Here is a 21,575-nt window from a genome sequence, read left to right as displayed (position 1 = left end):
TCCCATTCGAGGAGCGCCCAGGCGGCAGCACCCCCATGTCTCTGACCCTCTCCCTCAAGACGGCCCTCTCCGGTCTGCAGCTCAGCCAGGCGGCGATCAGCGCGACGTCCAACAACGTCTCGAACGCCAATACGCCAGGCTACACACGCAAAAGCGTGGAACCGATTGCACGAACGGTGGCAGGCGCCGGCGCCGGCGTTCAGCTCGGCGAGCTTCGCCGCTCGGTCGACGAACGGCTGATCCGCGAAGTCCGCGAAGCCAACGCCATGCTGGGCACTTACACGATCAAGGCCGGCTACATGGACCGGGTGCAGAACCTGTTCGGCAAGCCGGGGGACAACTCCTCCATCGCCAACCGGATCGACGAGTTCGCCGCGGCGGTCGCCGGCCTCTCGAGCACGCCGGAAAGCGCGACCGAACGCATCAAGATGATCAACGAGGCGGAGAAGGTCGCGCAACAGCTCAACGACATGTCCGAAGCGGTGCAGAGGATGCGCCTGGACGCCGACGCCGAAATCAATCAGGCGGTTGGTGTGATTAACGAGCAGCTCGACACCATCGTCCGCCTGAACGCGGAGATCGCCCAACTCAAGGGACAGGGGCTGCCGGCCGTCGAGTTGGAGGACGAACGCGACAACGCGCTGGACACCATCAGCCAGTACATGGAGATCAACTACTTCGAGCGCAGTAGCGGCGAGATCGTGGTCTACACGCCTGAGGGTACGGTGTTGGCAGACAGTGTCGCCAAGACGTTCACCTACACGCCTGCCGCGGTCATGTCGCCGACCATCTCCTACGGCGCCGGCATCAGCGGAATCAACGCAGGCGCCATCGACTTGACGGACCGGATCGACGAAGGACGCCTCGCTGGCCTGATCGCCATGCGCGACACCGAGCTTCCGGAGCTGCAGGCGGAACTGGACCGCCTGACCGAGCAGCTTCGCGACCAGATCAACGCCATCCACAACCAGGGCACCGGAAACCCCGCCGCCAATACGCTCAACGGGCAGCGGGCTATCGCGGATATCACAGTCGACAACATCGTGGTCGACGAACCCGTGCGCTTCACCGTTGTCGATGCCGACGGCCGGACAGTCAACTCGGCCCTAATGCCGGCCGACACCTATAGCGCCGAAGAGGTGCGGGACTGGGTCAACGCGAACGTTCCCGGCGCCACGGCAACGGTCAGCAACGGCAACGGACTGCAGATCACGGCAACCGACCCGGCCCAGGGCATCGCCATCGTCGACAGCCCTAACCAGAGCGTTTCCGACGGCACGGTGACGGTCCAGAGCCTGTCGCATTACTTCGGCCTCAACGACTTCTTCGTCACCAACGGCAACGTCACCGGCGACGCGACCACGGGCATCTCGCAGATACTCGAGGTCCGCAGCGACATCGTCAGCGATCCGCACCTGATCTCGCGCGGCCGTCTGGACATCAATGCCGACACCGCCGGCGACGTGGCCATCGCCGCAGGCGACAACTCGATCATCACGGCCCTGGCGGAAAAGTTCGACGAAGAACTCCTGATCCAGGCTGCCGGCGGCCTTCCGCTCTCGCGGACGACGCTGTCCGGCTACGGCGCCGATATTCTGGCGAACGCCGCCATGGAGGCCAGTTCGGCCAGCACGAAACAGAGCTTTCAGGACTCCCTCAGTCGTGAAATGGAGTTCCGGCGCGCCGGAGTCAGCGGCGTCAACGTCGACGAAGAAATGGCGAACCTGATCCTCTATCAGAACGCCTACTCCGCATCTGCCCGCGTGATCGACGTCGCGCGCCAGATGTTCGACACCCTCGAAGGCATCATACGGTAAGCGCGAGGAGTCCACCCATGTTTCGCGTCTCCACATTCGGAACCCATGAACTCAGCGTCTTCAACGCTATGCAGACCCAGAAGCGGCTGCAGGACGGGCAGATCGCGGCGGTCACGGGCTTCAAAAGTCAGGACTACGCAGGCTTCAACGTCGATACCCGCCGTCTGCTGTCGATGGAGTCCACGGTCGCGCGGATCGACAGCTACCAGCGCAACATCGAGACGACCGAGCGCCGGTTAAAGGCGATGGAAACCAACGTCGCCCAGCTGCACGACATCGCAAGCGAAGCCAACAAACTGCTGGTCAACGCCCTGAACGCCAACGACGGTGAGGACCTGCAGCTGCATGTTCGAGCCGAGAAGATGCTCGAGCAGGTCGCCGGACTGCTGAACCTCAAACACGAGGAACGCTATCTTTTCGCCGGCGCCCGCACGGACGTCGAGCCGGTCGACCTCACAGCCTACGACCCTACGGACCCCGCCTACAATCCGGCCGATCCGACAACGGCCAACGCGGGCTACTACAACGGAGATACCGCCGTGCTGTCGGGGCGGGTCGACGAGTCGATGACCCTGGAGTACGGCATTACGGCGGCCGAGGGGTCCTTCGAGAACCTGATCCGCGGCCTGCAACTCGCGGTTAACGGGGGCGTGCCCGGCTCCCTCGACCGAGCAACCCTCGAACAGTCACTCGATCTGATCGGCGACGCCGTGCGCGACATTCCCGACGTTCGCGGCCAGATCGGCGCCAACCTGTCAACCCTCGAAGCCGTCAAGGACAAGCACGCCCAGCTGAAGATCTACGCCGACGAAACCATCGTCGACACCGAGCAAGCAGATGTCGCCGCAATTATGACGCAGGTCACAGCCGATCAGGTGCTGTTGGAGACGTCCTACACGGTGACGTCACGTCTCAGCCAGCTCAGCCTCGCAAACTTCCTGCGTTAACCGCCCGGTTACCCGGTCTAGAGGAAACTATCGTCATGTCGACCACCGCCCACGCCCTGGCTGAAACCGCACCGGACCAGGAGTCCGTCGCGCCTCGCACGCTCGTCGAGACGCGCTTCGGCACCTTCGCGTTCGACGCGAACAACAGCCTGCTGATGCCGTCGGGTCCCCTGGGATTCGCGTCTTACCGGCAGTTCGGTCTGGCCAACCTGCCAGATCCGCAGCTTGCGGCGTTCAAGCTGCTGCAATCGCTCGACGACATCGACGTAAGCTTCGTCCTCACACCGCTCGAACTTCACCCGGGCCTGATCGATCCTCTGGATATCGAAGCGGGTGCCAAGGCCGTCGGGCTGAATCCGACGAACCTGGAGACGCTTCTTATCGTGACCGCGCGCAGCAGTCCGGAGGGGACTTCCTTGAGCATCAATCTGCGTGCGCCGATCCTGATCGACTTCGAGAGTCGAACTGCGCGCCAGGTCGTCCTCGGGAACCCGCACTACGCAGTCCGTCATCCGATCACGGTGGCGCAGGACCGCTAAGCCCGCGCCGGCTGTCCGACAGGCGCTCCGCGACCACGGCGGGAGTGACGCTCTGACAAGGATCGCACAAGCGATGCCACCTCCGACGACCCTGCCCCAAAACGGCGGCGGCGGGGGCTTTCAGACCTTTAGGCGCTCCCCGTCTCCAAGGTAAGATTCCTCAAATTGAATCATCGTTAACTGTTTCGAAATAAGGTTAACGAAATTCTCCGACTTGGCAGGTCGAGTTCGACCCGGACCCGGCCGTTGTCCGAAGCGCGGACGTGCCGCTTCTCACGCGGCTCCGGACCGTTTCGCTACCTAGAGAGTCGGCATGACCCTGAGTTTCGAGGCACCAGACCGTCGCGTTATCGCGATCGTCCAAGCCCGCCTGTCGTCCGAACGACTGCCCGGCAAGGTCCTGCGTCCCATAGGCGGGCGCCCTTTGCTCGGCCACCTGATCGACCGGCTCCGCCTGGTGCGCGAACTGAACGGCGTGGTATTGGCAACCTCCAGCGAAGCCTCCGACGACCCTCTCGCCGCCTTTGCCCAGCAGGAAGGCATGCGCTGTTACCGGGGACCGTTGGAAGACGTCGCCAGCCGGATCCTACAGGCCGCCATCTCGGACGGCGCCGACGGCTTCGTTCGCATTTCCGGCGACAGTCCCCTGATCGCGCCGGAAATCGTGAGCTGGGCGGTGTCGCTGTTTCGTCAGCAATGGCCGGATCTGGTCACCAACGTCGCAACCCGTAGCTTTCCCAAGGGCCAATCCGTCGAAATCCTGAAGACCGCGACCTTCCGCGGCGCCTTGCGGGACTTCGAGACGGCCGAAGACCGGGAACACGTCACACCCTTCTTCTACCGTTATCCCGACCGCTTCCGAATACTGTCCTTCGCTCGGCAAAAACCCCTCGAATCGCTGCAGCTCTCGGTCGACTGTGAAGAGGACTTCCAAAGGGTCGAGACGCTGATCAAGCGCATGAACCGTCCGCCGGCCAGTTACGGCCTCGACGACATCATCGGCCTGCTACCAGAGCGCAGCGCGACGGAGGCCGGAGCGTGATGTCCCTGCGTGCCGGCGTGATCGGACTGGGAGTCGGTTTCCAGCACGCGGTCGGCCTGGCGCAGCATCCCGACTGCGATCTCGTGGCGGTCTGCGACCGGGACTCTGCCAAACGCGCAGAGGCTCGAACGCGCTTCCCGGAGGTCAAGATCTTCGAGACGGCCGAGGCCTTGCTGGAGGAGAGTGAACTCGACCTCGTTTGCGTCGCAAGCTACGACGACGATCACGCCGACCAGATCCTGCGCGCCTTGTCGCTCGGCCGGCATGTCTTCGCCGAGAAGCCGCTGTGTGTCAGGCCGGAAGAGACGGATGAGATCCGCGCAGCGCTGGAGCGGCACCGACACCTGCGGCTATCATCGAACACGGTCTTACGTGCCTCGCCGCGTTTCGCAGGCTTGAAAGGCGAGATCGACGCCGGCCACCTGGGGCGTATCTACGCCATCGAGGGCGACTACAACTACGGTCGGCTAGAGAAGCTGACGGAGGGCTGGCGCGGACAGATCCCGCACTATTCGGTCATGCTCGGCGGCGGGATTCATATGGCCGACCTCTTGCTCTGGCTCACCGGTCAGCCAGTGCGTGAAGTCGTCGCTCTCGGCAACGGCCTTGCCAGCGCCGGAAGCGGCTTTTCCGGACGCGACTACGCGATTGCCCTGCTGCAGTTCGACGACGGGACGATAGGCAAGCTGTCAGCCAACTTCGGATGCGTCGAACCGCACTTCCACCGGCTGCTCGTCTACGGAACCGAAGCGACCTTCGAGAACAGACGCGACAGGGGCCATCTCTGGCGCTCTCGTGCCGCAGATGCCCTTCCGGAAGAAGTCGCGACGCCCTACCCCGGCGTCGAAAAGCACGCCTTGCTGCCGAGCTTCGTTGCGGCGATCCTTCATGGCAGCAAGCCCCTGGTCGACGAAACCGATGTCTTGAACGCCATGCTGCTTTGCCATGCGATCGATCGGGCCATCGACAGCGGTTATCCGGCCGCCGTCGAGTCCCTTCAGCTCGAACGCGCCACACTTGAGCCCCACCATGCATGAAGCCCTGCGCCAACGCCCCTTCGGCCGTCCCCTGATCGGTCAGGAAGAGATCGAGGCCGCGATTTCGGTTCTACAGGGACCGCAGCTCGTGCATGGACCGCGTGCGACGCAGTTCGAGGAAGACTTCGCCGGCTTCTGCCGAGGCGGTGCCGCGGTCTCCGTCTCCTCCTGCACAGCGGGCCTGCACCTCGCCTATTTCGACCTAGGTCTCGGCCCGGGCGACGAAGTCATCGTACCGGCACAGACCCATGTGGCGACGGCCCACGCCGTGGAGTTCACCGGCGCCTCCTGCGTCTTCGTCGAGGCGGACGGCTGCACGGGCAATGTCGACCCCGAAGCCGTGGCGGCCGCCGTGACTGAGCGCACCCGAGCCATCTCCGTCGTCCACTACCTGGGGTTGCCGGCGGATATGCCCGCCATCAACGCCATCGCCGCGAAACACGGTCTGACTGTCGTGGAAGACTGCGCGCTTGCGCTCGGCAGCTGGCTGGACGGCGTGCACTGCGGTCTGCTGGGCGATCTGGGCGCCTTCTCCTTCTATCCGGTCAAGCACATCACGACGGCCGAAGGGGGAATGGTCCTGACACGCGACGCCGAGACGGCGGCGCGCATCGGCCGCAAGAAAGCCTTCGGCGTCGACCGAACCCACGGCGAACGCAACGTGCCCGGCGTCTACGACGTCACTATGCTGGGCTTCAACTACCGCATGAACGAGCTGGCCGCGGCGCTGGGCATCGAGCAGATCAAGAAGGCCGAAGGGTTCCTCAAGGCACGCGCTGAGAACACGAAGGTCCTGCGCGCGGCCCTGGCGGAGATCGACGAGCTCGATCTGCTATGGGCCGGCGACGCGCGCTTCGTCAGCAGCCACTACTGCACCGCCGCGATCCTGAAAGACGCGGTCGCGCCACGACGGTTCGAGATCGTCGGCCAGCTCAAGCAGGCCGGAATCGGCACCAGCGTCTACTATCCCCGCGCCGTTCCCCAGATGACCTACTACCGGGAGAAGTACGGCCATCCGGCCGGCGCCTTCCCGCAGGCGGAGCGCATCAGCGATCAGTCGATTGCCCTGTCGGTTGGCCCCCATCTCGACGGTGACGACATGCTGGCCATCGCAGCGGCACTCAAAGACGCCATCCGGGCCACCGCCGCATGAGCGCCTTGGCCACAGCAGGACCCTCCGGCGGCAACCTTCTGCCCGATCCCTGGCTGCAGTCGCTGCTTGGGCGCCCTTGTTTCACGCTACGGCGTACTTCGACCGCTGCGGTTCTGCCCGTGGATCCGCCGGTCGGCCCCTGTTTCGTCTCGGCAAAGGTTCCTGTTGCCCCCTTGGACGACTCGCTCGCGCTGCAGGACAGCGGATTCCGGGTTGTCGACACCGCCCTGACCTTCGAAGCGAGCGACCTGCAAGCAGGAAACGACCGGCGCATTCGTCTTGCCCGACCGGACGACCGTTCTGCCGTCGGCGCGATCGCAGCACGAAGCTTCAAGACCTCGCGATTTCATCTAGACCCCACGATCCCCAACGAGACGGCCAATCGGATCAAGTCGGCCTGGGCCGAGAACTACTTCACCGGCCGTCGCGGCGACCTGATGCTGATCGCGGAGCAGGACGGAGAGGTCGCCGGCTTTCTGCAAGCCCTCCGCGGCTCCAACGACACTTTGGTCATCGATCTGTTGGCGGTCGCGCAGGCCGCCACGCGCCGCGGCCTCGCCCGCGCCATGATCGAGAGACTCGCGGCTGAGGTGGACGGCCAGCAGGCGACAGCTTTGCGTGTGGGAACGCAAGCCGCCAATCTGCCGTCTTGCCGTCTCTATGAATCGCTGGGGTTTCGCCTTACGGCCGCCGAGATCGTTTTGCACTTCCACGGGGGAGGACTAGGGCGGTGAAGATCGGTCCGGTGGATCTCACGCGCGACGTCCTGATCGTCGCCGAGATTGGGAACAATCACGAAGGCGATCTGGATCGTGCCGAGGAGATGATCCGGCGCGCCGCCGAGGCGGGAGCTCAAGCAGTCAAGTTCCAAAGCATCGACCCTGACCGATTGGTGGCAGCCGATCAGACCGCGCGTCTCGAACAGCTGAGGCGTTTCGCGCTGACGGCCGACGACCACGCACGTCTGGCCGCCGTCGCCGCCGATGCCGGGGTCCTGTTTCTCTCCACACCCTTCAGCCTGGAAGCCGTGACGCTGCTCGACCCACTGGTCCCGGCCTTCAAGATCGCGTCCGGCGATAACGACTTCGCACCCTTGCTGACGCAGGTCGCGACGACCGGAAAACCGCTGCTGATCTCGACCGGGATGAGCCGACCGGAGGATATCGCTCTGGCCGTGGCCCGCGTCCGGGCGGCTTGGTTCGCTGCCGAGCGCGGCGATCCGGGTCTCGTTCTACTGCATTGCGTCTCGGCCTATCCGACCCCGAGTTCTGCCGCCAACTTGCGTGCGATCCTGGCGCTCCCGGCTTACGGCGCCATCGCAGGTTACTCGGACCATACCCTGGGTATAGAGGCGGCCGTGCTGTCCGTGGCGCTGGGAGCCCGCGTGATCGAGAAGCACTTCACGCTCTCCAAGACCCAGTCGGACTTCCGCGACCATCAGCTTTCGGCCGAGCCCCAGGAACTGGCCGAACTGGTCGAGCGGGTCCGCGAGGCCGATGTCCTGCTGGGCGACGGTGTGAAACGGATCCATGACGAAGAAGCACCGGTGGCCGCCGCTGCCCGACGCTCCATCTGCGCCGCCCGCGACTTGAAGCCTGGCGAGGTCGTTGGTCCGGAGGACCTGACTTGGTTGCGGCCGGCTGGCGGCTTGCCGCCAGGTTCGGAAGCGGAGCTACTGGGCCGTTCCCTACTGCGGCCGGTTACGGCCGGACAGGCCTTGACCCTGGACGTGATGGACTGACGGCAGCATGTGCGGGATCGCCGGATATATCGGGCCGAGCCGACTGAGCCAGACGCGGCTGAACGCCTGTCGGGCTCTGATGGGACGACGCGGCCCCGACGCCTTCGGTCAGGCGCAGCGAACCACAGTGGACGGCCGGCAGGTCCATCTTCTGCACAGCCGCCTCGCGATCCTCGACTTGGACCCTCGCGCCAATCAACCCTTCGAGACCCAAGGCGGGCTGCTGTCCTACAACGGCGAAATCTACAACTACTTGGAACTGCGCGACGCTCTGGAGCAGGACGGCGAGACCCTCACCGGCAGCGGCGACACGCCCGTGCTCGCGCGGCTTCTCGCCCGCGATGGCGCCGCCGCGCCGGAGCGCTGCGAGGGGATGTTCGCCTTCGCCTGGCTTGCGGCCGACGGCACTCTGATGCTCGGACGCGACCGTTTCGGCGAGAAGCCTCTCTACCTGCTGCGCGAGAGCGACGGAGGCCTGTTCTTCGGATCGGAAGCCAAGTTCGTCTTCGCGCTGGCCGGCCGTCGGCCACCGGTCAACCTTCAGCAGCTTCGCCGCTATCTGGTGAACGGCTACAAGTCTCTCTACAAGAGCAGCGAGACCTTCTTCGAGGGGCTAAGTGAGCTGCCCGCGGGCCATGTGGCCACGGTGGGACAAGACGGCCGTCTGGACAGCCGCCCCTTCTGGCGTCCGACTTTCGGCACCGAGCCGTCCGGCATGAGCTATGACGAGGCTGTGGCCGGCGCCCGAGAACGTTTGATCCGCTCCGTGGAGCTGCGACTGCGGGCCGACGTGCCGGTCGCCTTCTGCCTGTCGGGCGGTATCGACTCCAACGCGCTGATCGGCGCGGCCAAGCGCGAACTGGGCTACGACGTCCACGGCTTCACCATCGTCAACAGCGACAGCCGCTATGAAGAGCGGGACATGGTCGAGGCGGCGGTGCGCGAGCACAGTCTCAAACATACCCCAATTCCCCTGGAGACGGACCGCTTCCTGCCGAACCTACGCGAGCTGGTCCGGCAGCACGACGCTCCGGTCTACACCATCACCTACTACGCCCAGTGGCGTCTCATGTCGGCGGTCGCCGAAGCCGGCTACAAGGTCTCGGTCAGCGGTACCGGCGCCGACGAGATCTTCAGTGGCTACTTCGACCACCACAACGCCTACCTCGCCGCCATGGCGAGCGAAGATCCGCAACGTCATGCCGAGGCCCTGGAGGATTGGCAATCCGAAGTCGCACCGATCGTGCGCAACCCCTTCCTGCAGGACCCGGATTACTTCATCCGTCGCCCCTACGCGCGCGATCACATCTACCTGGACGCCGAGCACTTCGCCGGTTTCCTGACGCAGCCCTTCTTCGAGCCCTTCGCCGAAGTCGGCTTTACGGAGACGCTGCTGCGCAACCGCATGGCCAATGAGCTGTTCGCCGAGAGCGTGCCGGTGATCCTGCATGAGGACGACCTCAACGCCATGTACTTCTCAGTCGAGAACCGCTCGCCCTTTCTGGACACGGCGCTGTTCGACTGGTGCCAGCGGATCCCAACGCGCCACCTGGTGCGCAATGGCCGCGCCAAGGCCGTGCTGCGCGACGCCGCGCGCGGACTGGCGCCGGATGCGCTGCTGGACAATCCCCGCAAGGTCGGCTTCAACGCACCGATCCTCGACTATCTGGACCTGGCCGACCCCGACGTACGGACCGAGCTGATGGCGGACAGTCCTGTCTTCGAAGTGGTGCGCCGCGACAGGATCGCCGCCTTGCTGGACGAGGCCGAGTTGCCGAACAGCCAGTCGAAGTTTCTCTTCAACTTCGTCAACGCGAAGCTCTTCCTTGAGGAGCAGGCCGCATGAAGTGGTGCCGCTCCTGCGTTCTGCCGGACACCCGCCCGAACCTCGAAATCCGGGACGACGGCATCTGCAACGCCTGTCACAGTCACGCTGCCAAGCCGGACATCGACTGGGCCTCCCGCGCCACCCAACTGCGGAGCGTGGCGGCCCAGGCCAAGCAGCGGCAGGGCGGCTACGACTGCCTGATCCCCGTCTCCGGCGGCAAGGACAGCACCTGGCAGACCGTCAAGTGTCTGGAGCTGGGCCTGCGACCTCTGGCCGTGACTTGGAAGACGCCCGCACGTACCGCCATCGGTCAACGCAATCTCGACAATCTGGTCGCGCTGGGCGTGGACCATATCGACTGGCAGATCAATCCGAAGGTCGAAGCCGCCTTCATGCTGAAGGCCTTCCAACGCTTCGGCTCCACCGCCATTCCCATGCACATGGCGCTGTTCAACATTCCGCTCACCCTCGCCGTGAGACTGCGCATCCCCTTGGTGGTCTGGGGCGAGAACTCGGCCTTCGAATACGGCACGAAGGACGAGGCTCTAACGGGTTTCCGCCTCGACGCCGATTGGCTCAGGACCTACGGCGTGACCCACGGCACGACGGCAGCCGACTGGGTCGATGCCGAACTCTCCCCAAAAGACTTGGCCGCCTACTTCGGTCCCAGCCGCGAGGAGCTGGAGCAAGCCGGCGTGCGAGCCATCTTTCTGGGCTACTACCTGCCTTGGGATCCCGAAGAGACACGGCGCGTAGCCGAAGCGCATGGCTTTCAGCCCGAAGCCGCCGGCGCACGCACCGGCTACTACGACTTCGCGGACATCGACGACGATTTCATCGCGATTCACCACTGGATGAAGTGGTTCAAGTTCGGCTTCACCCGCCTCTTTGACAATCTTTCTCTCGAGATTCGAAACGAGCGCATGACACGAAGCGACGCTCTGAAGATTCTCCGACTGTCCGGAGAGCAAAGGCCGACCGGCGATATCTCCAGTTTCTGCCACTTCGCGGGCACGACAGAGGAAGCCTTCTACGCCACCGCCGAAGGCTTCCGGAACCCGAACGTCTGGTCCCGCCGACCCAATGGCACCCACTACATCCCCGACTTCCTTATCGATGACTGGGCTTGGTCATGAAGTTCGCACCGAAAGACCCGCCCCGCAGGTTCCCGGTTGGTAACGCCACGCCCTTCGATATGAAGGACTGTGGCAGCCTGGCCCTGGAGCCGGACGAGCAGGTCACGCTGACCACCCCGGCCGGCGGGGAATACGATGTGGCGCGCAAGGACTGGGGCTTTTACGCCACCCCCTCGCTAAACGGACGGCTGCCGCAATTCGGGCTGCGCGGGGTGCTGATCCGCAACCGCTTGACCGGGCGCTACTTCGTTTTCCTGGTTGAACGGGGGCGGGAAGAGAGCTTCGAAGCCTACTGCATGGAGGAAAGTCTCGAAACGATCAGCTGGCTCGACTCGGACGAAGCGCTCGATGGGCTCAAGACCGCGCTGGAGGCGGCGCGATGAACCAGGTTCCAACACTGGCGCCAACCCTGAACTGTCCTTGCGACGGTCGACATCTCGTCCCTGCCTTCGCCTACGAGACACCGCCGTCGGGCGAGACGAACTTCGACCTGGGCGGGGCGGCTTATCGCCGAGCCTACCGAAGCTGTGCGCTTTGCGGGCACTGGTTCGGCGCGCATGCGCTCGATCTGTCTCGGCTCTACGACGGCAGTTACGTCGACGCAACCTATGGCGGGTCGGCAGGCATGGCCGAGAAGCTCCGCCAGATCATGGCCTTGCCGCCCGAGCGTTCCGACAACGGCGGTCGCGTACGCTGGATCGAAGCGCAAATCGGCAGAACCGCCGGCCGCCGTCTGCTCGATATCGGCGCCGGCCTCGGGGTCTTTCCTGCGACCATGAAAGCAAGAGGCTGGACCGTTCTGGCCGTCGAGACGGACAGTCGTACCGTCACCCATCTGCGCGAGGCCGTCGGCATCGAAACCTTCGCAGAGGACCTGACGTTCCTGACGACGGAAGATCTGGGCGGCGCAGTCGATCTGGTCTCTTTCAATAAGGTCCTGGAGCACGTGGAAGCGCCGCAGCCTCTCCTAAGTCACGCTGCCACGCTTCTGAGCGACAAGGGCGTCTGCTACGTCGAACTGCCGGACGTGGCGGCGGCGACCGAAGGACCCGGCCGCGAAGAGTTCTTCATCGAACACCACCATATCTTCAGCCCGGCCTCGCTGGTGCTGCTAGCCGAACGGGCGGGCTTCTCGGTCTCGGCGCTGGAGCGCCTGCGCGAGCCCAGCGGCAAGTTCACCCTACGCGCACTTCTCCGGGCCGTCCCGGCACCTGCGGGGCGCGAGGCCGTCGCACCATGACACTCTGCCCCCCTACCGCACCTCTCGATGCCGCAGCGGCAAGCCAGCAAGAGATCTGGAGCTACGCACCGGAGGGACGCACTCGAAAGGACTGCCCTCTCAAGGTCACGAGCGGAAAACCTCTGGACGCGGTGGCCTGCGATACGGGACGTCAATGCGACAACATCATCATGGCGGCGGTGCTCGAATGACCTACGGCTCAGAGACCAACTACTGTCCTGTCTTCGTCTTCGGTGTCGCCCGCTCCGGCACCAACCTGTTGGCCCGTCTCGTCGGGGCCGACCCGACGGTCGCCCTCGCGCTCGACGCGCTTCTGCCGCTATTCAAGGCATGGCGCAACGCCATCGCCTCGCAGATCCCCGATCGCTTGGACACACCTCTGACGGCGGACGCCGCTTTCCAGGACTGCTACTTCGCGGCAGATGGCTTCACGCTGCTGGAGGCAACGCTGGAAGCCGATGCCGGGCGCCATCTCGCTCTGACACCTGCCTTGGCGGAGGCCGTTCGCGCTCGTGCCGCACTGGAATCGCCCAAGCTGGCCGAGGCCTTCCGGAACTGGTCCGGGGATTCGGTCAGAACCTTGATTGCCGACGCGATCCGGGTTGCTGGCGCATCGGCCGAGCACGCCGGAAGCGGTCGGATCAGGACTGTCTGTATCAAGGAGCTCTGGACTGCGGACTTCATACCGGCTTTGGCGCGCGCCTTCCCGCAAGCCCGTTTCCTCCTGATCCACCGCGATCCGCGAGCCGTTGCAGCGTCGCTGATCGCCCTCTCGCGCCGCGACGAGTCCCAGGCCGCGCATCTTGTTAGCTACCTGCGCCATTGGCGCAAACAGGTCGCACTCGCACAGCATTTCGCCACTAGGTCCGACCTGTCCCACCGAGTGCTTGCTATTCGCTATGAAGATCTGCTCGCAGATCCACGCAGGACAATCGCAGATCTTGGCGCCTTTACCGGTCTTTTGGATCTGCAACTGAGTCCAGCGGCAGAAAGTTCCGCCGTCTGGCGATCCAACAGCAGCTTTGTCGCCGTACGCGGCGAGATCGATCCGAAGGCCGCCGAGCGCTGGCGGTCTTGGCTCGACCCCGATGTGGTTGCGACGGTTGACTATCACTGTGCGCCGGAGATGAGACTGCTCCACTATCTGCCCGATCGACCTTCGAACAGCGTGGGACGGCTGACAGACCCTATTCGCAAGACGGTGGTAGCTGCCGACGAGGCCCCCGGCAAGTGGCGCAGCGATTCCGGCGATCCGGCGGCGGACCTGAACTGGGAGCAACACCGCTGGTCTCTGCTCTCCGGGTCAGAAGCGGACAGAGAGATGGTACGGCGGTGCTTTCTCTTCGAGCAGACCTTGGATGCGGCCAGAAAGGCCCAGAGCGACGCAATGCTCATCGAGACAAGGAGTGCAGTATGACCGACGACTTCAGCTACCACGACTACGTCGGCGACGAGGGCTTTCTCGCAGACTACAACAGCTATCAGGCGCGCTATGCCGAGCGCATCCGCGAGAGCGACAAGGTGATCGTCGAGCTGCTCCGAGAAGCCGCATCCCAAGCCGACAGTCGCCTTCAAGTGCTGGACATTGGCTGTTCCACCGGAAACCTGCTTCTGCACCTGAGGCGATCGCTCCCCAAAGCAGACTACGTGGGTGGCGAACTGGCCGAATCGTCTCTCGAGGAGTGCCGCCGCAACCCCGCGCTTGAGGGTATCGCATTCGAACGGTTGGACATCACCCAGCTACCGCGGGAGCGCTACGACGTGGTGATCGCCAACGCGGTGCTCTACATGTTCGACGAGAGCCAGTACGACCGCGCCCTCCGCAGCCTCGCAGGCGCTCTCAAACCCGGCGGTCGGGTCGTTCTTTATGATTTTGCGCATCCCTTCGAACATCAGAACCTGACCATCCTGGAGACCAGCCTGATGCACCCGAAGGGCCTGCGTCTCTGTTTCCGGCCGATGAAGTACGTGGCCGAGCACATGCTGGCCGCCGGCTTCCGTGAACCGGAATTTCGACCTTTCGAGCTTCCCATAGAGCTGCCGAAGCCCGGCTACGACGAAGAGGTCGTCACCTATACGGTCGATGCGTCCGGCGGGAGCCGCCTGATGTTTCGTGGTGCTCTTTTTCAACCCTGGTGCCACATGATCGCGTTCAAAGCGTAGTTAAGGTCTTGGTTAACGCTTTCTATGCGAGGGTAGCAGCCATGCCGACCGCTACCGCAGTTCTCGACCAGCCCTCCACCCCGCTCGACCTTTCGGGCCATGGCATGATCGCGCTAACCCGCGACCTCTGTGCGCCGAGGACGGCCGTGGTCGCCGACGGCAATGAGACCCTCTTTGCGCGCATCGCGGAAGAGTTGCCGCTCGAGCTGATCCGCGTGCCCTCCGGCGAGAGCTTCAACGGTTGGGTGGTGCCGCAGAACTGGCGGGTCAAGCGGGCCAAGCTTTACCGCGACGGCGAGGAAGTCTTCGACGGCACCGGTCATACCCTGGGTGTGGCTTACTACTCGCGCTCCTTCACCGGAGAGCTGTCCTGGGAAGAGCTGCAGCCCAAGCTGGTCAGCAATCCCGCGCTGCCCGAGGCCTACATGTTCCATTGCATGTGGCAGTACCGCCCCTGGGATGCCGACTGGCGCCTGGTTCTGCCGCATAGACTCCTGGAGACGCTGGGGCCGGGACGCTATCGGGTCGAGCTGGAGACGGGGGACGCGCCCGGCGAGATGCTGATCGGCGTGGCACACAAGACCGGCCGATCGCCCAAGACCATCGTCTTCAACTCCAACAACTGCCATCCCCATATGGCCAACGACGGTTTCGCCGGCACCGCCGTGCTGATCCGCCTTATGCAGTGGCTGGCCGAGCAAGAGACCTTCTACAGCTATCGCCTGGTAATCGCACCGGAGCATCTGGGTAGCGTCTTCTACCTCAAGACCCTGCCGCGCGAGGAGATCGACCGACTGGTCTGCGGCCTCTTCGAGGAGATGCCGGGCACCGGCGGCGCGATCAAGGCGACCAGCACCTTCGCCGGTGGCCACATGCTGGACGCGGCCTTCGCCAACGTTCTGCGGCATCACAGCCGCGCACATACCCTGGTGCCCTGGCGCTGCGGCGCCGGCAACGACGAGACGGTCTGGGAGGCACCGGGCTATGAGGTGCCCTTCGTGGAGGTCACCCGCTGCGAAGACCAGTTCGCGCCCTACCGCGAGTATCACTCCAGTCTCGATACGCCCGACCTGATGGAGCCGGCTCAGCTCGAAGAGATGCTGGCGGTCCTGCAGCGCGTGGTCTCCGTTCTGGAGGGTAATGTCACGGTCCAGCGACGCTTCGACGGGCTAATCTGCCTTTCGAACCCCGACTACGGCCTCTACATGGAGCGGCCTGACCCGACGGTGGTCAAGGACCTGGAGGCCGATGCAGAAGCCTGGGGCCATCTGCTCGACTGTCTCTTTCGCTACATGGACGACCGGCAGACCGTTCTGGAGATCGCCGAACGCCATCACCTCTGCTTCGAGCGGCTGCTGCGCTACCTGCAGCGTTTCGAGGCGAAGGGCCTGGTCGAGTTGAACCGTGCCGAGATCGAACGGCAGCCGCCGGAACGGGTGGCGTCATGATCGTGGTGATCGACAGCGGCATCTCCAACATCGGCTCCGTGATGACAGCCCTGCAACGTATCGGAGCCGAGGCCAAGGCGACCCGCAGTCGGGCGGAGGTAGAAGCAGCTGACTCTCTTCTGTTGCCCGGTGTCGGGGCCTTCGGCGACGGCATGGCCGCACTCCGACACCACGATCTGGTCGAACCAATCCGCGCACACGCTGCCGCCGGCAAACCCATCCTCGGTATCTGCCTCGGCATGCAGCTTCTCGCCAGCGAAAGCGAGGAGTTCGGCACGCACACAGGCCTCGACCTGATCCCCGGTCGTGTGCGGCGGCTGCGCCCGCAAGCCGGCTTTAGAATTCCCAACATCGGATGGTGCGGCCTTCGGGCACGAGAAGACGCGTCGCTGTTCGCGGAGATGCCTCCCGACGCCTGCTTCTACTTCGTTCACTCCTACGTCGTCGACTGCGCCGCCGCCGAGGATTCCGCCGGTCTACTCGACTTCGGGGAAGAAACCGCGACCGTGGCGGTCGAACGCGGCCGGATCTTCGGCGCGCAGTTTCATCCGGAGAAAAGTCAGGACGCGGGGCTTGCGGTGCTCGATGCCTTTCGCAGGATCTGCGAGACCCCGCAATGACCGAACCCTTGAGCCCCGAAACCCTGGCCAAGCGGCGCGCCCAGCCGACCTCCGGCGGTCCGCATCCCCGGCTGATTCCGGTGCTGTTGCTCAAGCACGGCGTGATCGTGCGCAGCCAACTTTTCAAGCGGCACCAAGTCATCGGCAATCCGCTCTCCAGCGTCGAGCGCTTTTCCAACTGGAATGTTGACGAACTGGTCGTGCTGGACATCTCGCGCGGCGACGAGGGGCACGACCTGCGCCGAGACGACCTGCAGCAGAGCTACGACGGCGACGGCGTGCTGGACGTGCTAAGGGCGATCGCCGACGTCTGTTTCATGCCTCTGACCTTCGGTGGCCGGGTCCGAAGCTTGGCAGACATCGAGGACCGCCTTTCGGCCGGCGCCGACAAGGTCGCGCTCAACACGGCGGCTTTCGAGACTCCCGATCTGATCGGTCAGGCGGCCCGTCGCTTCGGCAATCAGTGTATCGTCGCCTCGCTCGACGCCGAGAAGACGATCGGCGGCTGGGAGGTCAAGGTCGACGGTGGACGCCACGGCACCGGGCTGGACCCGGCGGACTGGGCGCGCGATCTGGAACGGCGCGGAGCCGGTGAGATCCTGCTCAATTCGATAGACCGCGACGGAGCCGGCCAGGGTTACGATCTCGCGCTGATCCGGCATGTGACGGACGCTGTCGACATTCCCGTGGTCGCCTGCGGCGGTGTCGGATGCTACACGCATTTCGCCCCGGCGATCCTGGACGGCGGCGCTGCCGCTGCGGCGGCGGCCAACATCTTCCACTTCTTCGAATTGAGCTATCCGCAGGCCAAACGTACGGCGCTCGCCGATGGCGTTCCCCTGCGACCGCTGCGGCTCGGCTCCAAATATCTGCCGCGCGAACCTTCCTACGACCGCGCCTTGGAAGACGCCCGCCTAGCCGAGCGCCTACGCCAGGCCGAAGAAGCGGACTACCCGGCGGCAAGGCCGGAGGCCGCGAACAAGCGCCGGCCGATCCGCTGGTGCAGCCACTGCACCTATCCTTCGATCTCGGCCGCCCCCATGGAGTTCGACGAGGCGGGGAAATGCACCGGCTGCCAGATGGCGGAGGTCAAGGCCGCTATTCCGGCGAGCGAATGGTCGCGGCGGACCGAGCTTCTGCGCGATCTCGTCGAACGTTACAGAAGCCGCGACGGATCGCGCCACGACTGCGTGGTCGCCGTGTCCGGCGGCAAGGACAGCTACTTCCAGGTTCACCTCGTCAAGGAGGTCTTGGGTCTCAATCCGCTCCTGGTCACCTATGACGGCAACAACTGGACCGACGTCGGTTGGCGCAACATGGAGCGCATGCGCGAGGCCTTCGATGTCGATCATGTCGTCGTCCGCCCCTCTGTCGCGACCCTAAAGCGCCTGAACCGCCTGGCCTTCCAGATCATGGGGGACATGAACTGGCACGCTCACGTCGGGATCATGACCGTACCGATGCGCGTGGCGGCGGAACGCGGCATCCCGCTGGTTTTCTATGGCGAGCACGGCTATCTCGATCTTTGCGGCCAGTTCTCGATGGACGACTTCCCCGAGGTCACCTACCGGGATCGGCTGGAGCACTTCGCACGCGGCTACGAATGGACCTACTTCGTCGGGCGCGAAGGTTTGACGGCGCAGCAGCTCGATACCTGGAAGTACCCGAGCGACAGCAGGCTGCTCGATCTCGATCTGCGCGGGATCTTCCTGGGCAACTACGTGCATTGGGAGGCCAATGCGCACATCGAGCTGGTGACGGAACGCTACGGCTTCGAAATCAGTCACGAGCCCTTCGACCGGACCTACCGCACCATGTCGAATCTGGACGACATGCACGAGAACGGCGTCCACGACTACCTCAAGTACATCAAGTTCGGCTACGGTCGCGGGACGGACCATACCTGCAAGGATATCCGAGCCGGCCTGATGAGCCGGGAGCAGGCGATCGAGCTGGTCAAGCGCTACGATCCGGTGAAGCCGCGCGATCTGGCGCGCTGGCTCGACTACGTCGGGATGACGGAAGAGGAATTCGACCGGATCGCCGACACCTTTCGGGACCCGCGCGTCTGGCGCCGTGAAGACGGCCGCTGGCTCCGCGACCGCTTGGAGCCATGACGACTATGACGGAGCCAAAAGCAAGCGGCGGGCCGGAGCTGGGGGACCCTCTGAGCGAACGGGAGCTGTGTCCCGACGCGCTGTTAGCCGGACAGGAAGCGGCCTTCGCCCGCGATATCGCGCAGCTGCACGCCCGGACCGACGAGCATCGACACGTGCCTTGTCCGGCCTGCGGCAGCGACGCACCGGAGCCCGCCTTCTCAAAATACGGTTTCGCCTTCCAGCGCTGTCCGGACTGCGGCACGCTCTACATGAGCCCTCGGCCGAGCGAAACGCTGATGGCCGACTACTACACCAACTCGGAGAACTACGCCTTCTGGGCCAAGCACATCTTCCCGGCCTCCGAGGCGGCGCGGCGCGAGAAGATTCACAAACCCTGGCTGGCGCGCGTAGTGGACTACTGCGAGACTTACGGAATTCGCCAGAACCTGCTGCTGGAAGTCGGCCCCGGCTTCGGCACCTTCTCGGCCCTGGCAACGGAGTCAGGTGCCTTCGGCCGTGTGATCGGCGTGGAACCGACGCCGGAGATGGCGGCCGCCTGTCGCGCAAGAGGCGTAGAGGTCGTGGAAAAACGCATCGAGGAGCTGGAGGCCGACGTCGGACAAGCCGACGTGGTCTGCGCCTTCGAGGTCATCGAGCACCTCTTTGCACCTCGCCAATTCCTTGCCGGTATCGCACCCATCGTGGCGCCGGGCGGCCTGCTTGTCCTCTCCTGCCCCAACGGCGAGGGCTTCGACATCGCGCTTCTGGGCGAGAAGTCGCAGGCCGTGGATGCCGAGCACGTCAATCTGCTCACGCCCGGAGCTCTCTCGCGCATGGTTGAGGAAGCAGGCTTCGAAGTTCTGCGCCTCCATACGCCAGGCCGGCTCGATGCCGAGATCGTGCGCGATGCCGCCCTTGCCGGCGAGATTGATCTCGATCCCTTTCTCAAGCGCGTCTTGATCGATCAATGGGACAGCCTCGGCTGGCCGTTCCAGCAGTTCCTGGCCGAACAGGGCCTGTCGTCCCACATGTGGATGGCCGCCCGAAAGGTTGCGTGACCCGCGATGTCGAAGACCGACCGTCCCGACCTGGAGGCTGCGATCCAGCGCTGCTACAGCACCTGGGGCGAACGCTACTACGCCGACTACTACGCCTCCGAGGATGCCTATCCGGCGGTCCACACCGATATCGTGCGCAAGCTCCTGCAGAGCGAAGGGACCAAAAGCTTGCTGGATGCCGGTTGCGGTCCCGCCTCGATGCTGCGCGATCTGGATCTGCCCGGGCTGGAACGCTACGGCTTCGACGTGACGCCGGAGATGATCGAGGAAGCCAGACGCGTGCTTGGCAGGCAAGACCTCTCGCCCGAGCGGATCTGGCAGGGCAGCGTCCTGGATGCCGAGGCTTTCGCACCGCCGGGCGGAGCCCCCGCCGGCGGCTTCGAGGCCGCCATCTGTTTCGGGGTTCTGCCCCATATCCCGGCAGAGGCAGATTGCGACGTCATCGCCCATCTGCGTGACGCGCTGGCGCCCGGCGGCATCATGGCCGTGGAGGCCCGCAACGAGCTGTTCGGGCTCTTCACCCTGAACCGCTATAGCCGGGCACTGTTCCGCGACCGCCTGATCCGCGAGGACGCCCTGGCCGAAAGGGCAGAGACACCAGCGGAACGGGACGCTCTCGCAGCCGCCTTGTCCAGTCTCGAACAGCGCTTTCGCATGGATCTACCGCCCCTGCGCGGCGGCTACGCCGACGAGCCGGGGTACGACGAAGTGCTGTCGCGCACGCACAATCCCTTCGAACTGCGCTCTCTGGCCGAGGCAGCGGGACTGGAGGAGGTCCGCACGCTCTTCTATCACTATCACGCCCTCCCGCCGATGCTGGAGACCGAGGCGCCCGCGCTCTTCCGCCGCGCCAGCCTGGCAATGGAGGATCCGACCGACTGGCGCGGGCATGTCATGGCCTCCGCCTTCATTCTCGTCGCTCGGAAGCCGAGGTAGAGAGCGGGTATCATGCAGACCATGCTCGCTTCCTCGGGCCAGGCCGAGCTGCGTCAGGACGGCTGGGCCGCGCACAACATCTGGCAAAACAGCGCCAGCGTTCGCGCCCTCTACACAGCCCGCGCGCGAGACGAGGCCGAGGAGATGGAGTGTCTTGCACAGGCCGCCGAACTGCTGACGCCACTCGCCGAACCGGGAGACAGCTTGATCGATGCCGGCTGCGGCAGCGGCTACTTCTTTCATAGCCTGCGCAAGCGGAAGCTGGCGTTGGACTATCATGGCTTCGATGCCACCGCCGAGTTTATCGAGATCGGCCGCCGCGAATTGTCGCCGTTCGGGCTTCCGCCGGACCGTCTACAGCACCTGCGGCTGGAGGACTTTCAGGGCAGCGCCGACCATCTGCTCTCGATCAATCTGCTGTCCAATCTGGACAACTATCATCGACCGTTGGAGCGTCTGCTGAAGGCGGCGCGCAAATCGCTGATCTTGCGTGAGTCGATCAAGCAGGGGGCAGACTATCGCTACGTTCGTGATGCCTACCTGGACCCCGGCGTGACACTCTCGGTGCACGTCAACGCCTACGACCGGCAGGATCTGATCGGCTTTATCGAGGCGCGAGGTTTTGCTGTCACCGAAGTCACCGACAGACGCAGCGGCGGACAGCCGGAGGAGGTGATCGGCTATCCCCATTGGTGGAGCTTTCTGGTCGCAACCCGCCGCGCCATGCCGGCATAGACCCCCTCAGCGCAACAAAAATACGAGCCGCCCATA

The 21,575-nt window shown here is 64.5% G+C and carries 21 protein-coding genes; all 21 read left to right on the top strand.

What is annotated here, in order from left to right; translation table 11 throughout:
- Positions 1 to 35: 35 nt before the first annotated feature.
- Positions 36 to 1,817, top strand: coding sequence for a flagellar hook-associated protein FlgK (flgK, locus tag ACO054_RS03775; protein WP_421709112.1), 1,782 nt, complete (start codon positions 36 to 38; stop codon positions 1,815 to 1,817).
- A 17-nt stretch (positions 1,818 to 1,834) separates the two neighbouring features.
- Entirely contained in the window at positions 1,835 to 2,764 is a 930-nt protein-coding gene (locus ACO054_RS03770; RefSeq protein WP_421709111.1) for a flagellin, read from the top strand.
- 35 nt (positions 2,765 to 2,799) lie between these two features.
- Complete coding sequence (fliW, locus tag ACO054_RS03765) at positions 2,800 to 3,303, top strand: flagellar assembly protein FliW (RefSeq protein WP_421709110.1); 504 nt, start codon at positions 2,800 to 2,802, stop codon at positions 3,301 to 3,303.
- Between the two features lie 313 nt (positions 3,304 to 3,616).
- A complete protein-coding gene (locus ACO054_RS03760; protein WP_421709109.1) occupies positions 3,617 to 4,345 on the top strand; it encodes a cytidylyltransferase domain-containing protein in 729 nt (242 codons plus the stop codon).
- On the top strand, positions 4,345 to 5,382 hold the full coding sequence (locus tag ACO054_RS03755; protein ID WP_421709108.1) for a Gfo/Idh/MocA family protein: 1,038 nt from the start codon (positions 4,345 to 4,347) through the stop codon (positions 5,380 to 5,382). The genes ACO054_RS03760 and ACO054_RS03755 overlap by 1 nt, the downstream gene beginning before the upstream one ends.
- Entirely contained in the window at positions 5,375 to 6,535 is a 1,161-nt protein-coding gene (locus ACO054_RS03750) for a DegT/DnrJ/EryC1/StrS family aminotransferase (protein WP_421709107.1), read from the top strand. Before ACO054_RS03755 ends, ACO054_RS03750 begins: the two co-directional genes overlap by 8 nt.
- Complete coding sequence (locus tag ACO054_RS03745; protein ID WP_421709106.1) at positions 6,532 to 7,269, top strand: GNAT family N-acetyltransferase; 738 nt, start codon at positions 6,532 to 6,534, stop codon at positions 7,267 to 7,269. The genes ACO054_RS03750 and ACO054_RS03745 overlap by 4 nt, the downstream gene beginning before the upstream one ends.
- Positions 7,266 to 8,276 carry an N-acetylneuraminate synthase family protein gene (locus tag ACO054_RS03740; protein ID WP_421709105.1) on the top strand — a complete coding sequence of 337 codons (1,011 nt, stop codon included), beginning with the start codon at positions 7,266 to 7,268 and terminating at the stop codon, positions 8,274 to 8,276. The genes ACO054_RS03745 and ACO054_RS03740 overlap by 4 nt, the downstream gene beginning before the upstream one ends.
- A gap of 7 nt (positions 8,277 to 8,283) precedes the next feature.
- A complete protein-coding gene (gene asnB, locus ACO054_RS03735) occupies positions 8,284 to 10,122 on the top strand; it encodes an asparagine synthase (glutamine-hydrolyzing) (RefSeq protein WP_421709104.1) in 1,839 nt (612 codons plus the stop codon).
- Positions 10,119 to 11,240, top strand: a complete 1,122-nt coding sequence (locus ACO054_RS03730) for an N-acetyl sugar amidotransferase (protein ID WP_421709103.1) — start codon at positions 10,119 to 10,121, stop codon at positions 11,238 to 11,240. The genes asnB and ACO054_RS03730 overlap by 4 nt, the downstream gene beginning before the upstream one ends.
- Entirely contained in the window at positions 11,237 to 11,623 is a 387-nt protein-coding gene (locus tag ACO054_RS03725; protein WP_421709102.1) for a hypothetical protein, read from the top strand. The genes ACO054_RS03730 and ACO054_RS03725 overlap by 4 nt, the downstream gene beginning before the upstream one ends.
- Positions 11,620 to 12,480 (top strand): class I SAM-dependent methyltransferase, encoded by an 861-nt coding sequence (locus tag ACO054_RS03720; RefSeq protein WP_421709101.1) that lies wholly within the window; start codon positions 11,620 to 11,622, stop codon positions 12,478 to 12,480. Before ACO054_RS03725 ends, ACO054_RS03720 begins: the two co-directional genes overlap by 4 nt.
- The gene (locus tag ACO054_RS03715) at positions 12,477 to 12,671 is read left to right on the top strand and encodes a hypothetical protein (protein ID WP_421709100.1); all 195 of its coding nucleotides are present in this window, start codon (positions 12,477 to 12,479) and stop codon (positions 12,669 to 12,671) included. Before ACO054_RS03720 ends, ACO054_RS03715 begins: the two co-directional genes overlap by 4 nt.
- Positions 12,668 to 13,897, top strand: coding sequence for a sulfotransferase family protein (locus tag ACO054_RS03710; protein ID WP_421709099.1), 1,230 nt, complete (start codon positions 12,668 to 12,670; stop codon positions 13,895 to 13,897). The genes ACO054_RS03715 and ACO054_RS03710 overlap by 4 nt, the downstream gene beginning before the upstream one ends.
- The gene (locus ACO054_RS03705; protein ID WP_421709098.1) at positions 13,894 to 14,643 is read left to right on the top strand and encodes a class I SAM-dependent methyltransferase; all 750 of its coding nucleotides are present in this window, start codon (positions 13,894 to 13,896) and stop codon (positions 14,641 to 14,643) included. The genes ACO054_RS03710 and ACO054_RS03705 overlap by 4 nt, the downstream gene beginning before the upstream one ends.
- A 41-nt stretch (positions 14,644 to 14,684) precedes the next feature.
- Positions 14,685 to 16,091, top strand: a complete 1,407-nt coding sequence (locus ACO054_RS03700) for a DUF4910 domain-containing protein (protein ID WP_421709097.1) — start codon at positions 14,685 to 14,687, stop codon at positions 16,089 to 16,091.
- Entirely contained in the window at positions 16,088 to 16,711 is a 624-nt protein-coding gene (gene hisH / locus ACO054_RS03695; RefSeq protein WP_421709096.1) for an imidazole glycerol phosphate synthase subunit HisH, read from the top strand. The genes ACO054_RS03700 and hisH overlap by 4 nt, the downstream gene beginning before the upstream one ends.
- Positions 16,708 to 18,828 (top strand): N-acetyl sugar amidotransferase, encoded by a 2,121-nt coding sequence (locus tag ACO054_RS03690; RefSeq protein WP_421709095.1) that lies wholly within the window; start codon positions 16,708 to 16,710, stop codon positions 18,826 to 18,828. The genes hisH and ACO054_RS03690 overlap by 4 nt, the downstream gene beginning before the upstream one ends.
- Before the next feature lie 5 nt (positions 18,829 to 18,833).
- Positions 18,834 to 19,868 carry a class I SAM-dependent methyltransferase gene (locus tag ACO054_RS03685; RefSeq protein ID WP_421709094.1) on the top strand — a complete coding sequence of 345 codons (1,035 nt, stop codon included), beginning with the start codon at positions 18,834 to 18,836 and terminating at the stop codon, positions 19,866 to 19,868.
- A gap of 6 nt (positions 19,869 to 19,874) precedes the next feature.
- Positions 19,875 to 20,804, top strand: a complete 930-nt coding sequence (locus ACO054_RS03680) for a class I SAM-dependent methyltransferase (protein WP_421709093.1) — start codon at positions 19,875 to 19,877, stop codon at positions 20,802 to 20,804.
- Positions 20,805 to 20,816: 12 nt separating this feature from the next.
- Entirely contained in the window at positions 20,817 to 21,539 is a 723-nt protein-coding gene (locus ACO054_RS03675; RefSeq protein ID WP_421709092.1) for a methyltransferase, read from the top strand.
- Positions 21,540 to 21,575: the final 36 nt, after the last annotated feature.

Origin of the sequence: Algihabitans sp., from assembly GCF_965226985.1 — a bacterium.
Classification (GTDB): Bacteria; Pseudomonadota; Alphaproteobacteria; order Kiloniellales; family DSM-21159; genus Algihabitans.
The sequence above is the reverse complement of the archived record's forward strand: the minus strand, read 5'-3'. Positions and strand labels throughout refer to the sequence as shown.

Bases quoted from the DNA above. Each gene is read 5' to 3' on its own strand.
- flgK (WP_421709112.1), top strand. From the start codon at position 36: ATGTCTCTGACCCTCTCCCTCAAGACGGCCCTCTCCGGTCTGCAGCTC.
- ACO054_RS03770 (WP_421709111.1), top strand. From the start codon at position 1,835: ATGTTTCGCGTCTCCACATTCGGAACCCATGAACTCAGCGTCTTCAAC.
- fliW (WP_421709110.1), top strand. From the start codon at position 2,800: ATGTCGACCACCGCCCACGCCCTGGCTGAAACCGCACCGGACCAGGAG.
- ACO054_RS03760 (WP_421709109.1), top strand. From the start codon at position 3,617: ATGACCCTGAGTTTCGAGGCACCAGACCGTCGCGTTATCGCGATCGTC.
- ACO054_RS03755 (WP_421709108.1), top strand. From the start codon at position 4,345: ATGTCCCTGCGTGCCGGCGTGATCGGACTGGGAGTCGGTTTCCAGCAC.
- ACO054_RS03750 (WP_421709107.1), top strand. From the start codon at position 5,375: ATGCATGAAGCCCTGCGCCAACGCCCCTTCGGCCGTCCCCTGATCGGT.
- ACO054_RS03745 (WP_421709106.1), top strand. From the start codon at position 6,532: ATGAGCGCCTTGGCCACAGCAGGACCCTCCGGCGGCAACCTTCTGCCC.
- asnB (WP_421709104.1), top strand. From the start codon at position 8,284: ATGTGCGGGATCGCCGGATATATCGGGCCGAGCCGACTGAGCCAGACG.
- ACO054_RS03730 (WP_421709103.1), top strand. From the start codon at position 10,119: ATGAAGTGGTGCCGCTCCTGCGTTCTGCCGGACACCCGCCCGAACCTC.
- ACO054_RS03725 (WP_421709102.1), top strand. From the start codon at position 11,237: ATGAAGTTCGCACCGAAAGACCCGCCCCGCAGGTTCCCGGTTGGTAAC.
- ACO054_RS03720 (WP_421709101.1), top strand. From the start codon at position 11,620: ATGAACCAGGTTCCAACACTGGCGCCAACCCTGAACTGTCCTTGCGAC.
- ACO054_RS03715 (WP_421709100.1), top strand. From the start codon at position 12,477: ATGACACTCTGCCCCCCTACCGCACCTCTCGATGCCGCAGCGGCAAGC.
- ACO054_RS03710 (WP_421709099.1), top strand. From the start codon at position 12,668: ATGACCTACGGCTCAGAGACCAACTACTGTCCTGTCTTCGTCTTCGGT.
- ACO054_RS03705 (WP_421709098.1), top strand. From the start codon at position 13,894: ATGACCGACGACTTCAGCTACCACGACTACGTCGGCGACGAGGGCTTT.
- ACO054_RS03700 (WP_421709097.1), top strand. From the start codon at position 14,685: ATGCCGACCGCTACCGCAGTTCTCGACCAGCCCTCCACCCCGCTCGAC.
- hisH (WP_421709096.1), top strand. From the start codon at position 16,088: ATGATCGTGGTGATCGACAGCGGCATCTCCAACATCGGCTCCGTGATG.
- ACO054_RS03690 (WP_421709095.1), top strand. From the start codon at position 16,708: ATGACCGAACCCTTGAGCCCCGAAACCCTGGCCAAGCGGCGCGCCCAG.
- ACO054_RS03685 (WP_421709094.1), top strand. From the start codon at position 18,834: ATGACGGAGCCAAAAGCAAGCGGCGGGCCGGAGCTGGGGGACCCTCTG.
- ACO054_RS03680 (WP_421709093.1), top strand. From the start codon at position 19,875: ATGTCGAAGACCGACCGTCCCGACCTGGAGGCTGCGATCCAGCGCTGC.
- ACO054_RS03675 (WP_421709092.1), top strand. From the start codon at position 20,817: ATGCAGACCATGCTCGCTTCCTCGGGCCAGGCCGAGCTGCGTCAGGAC.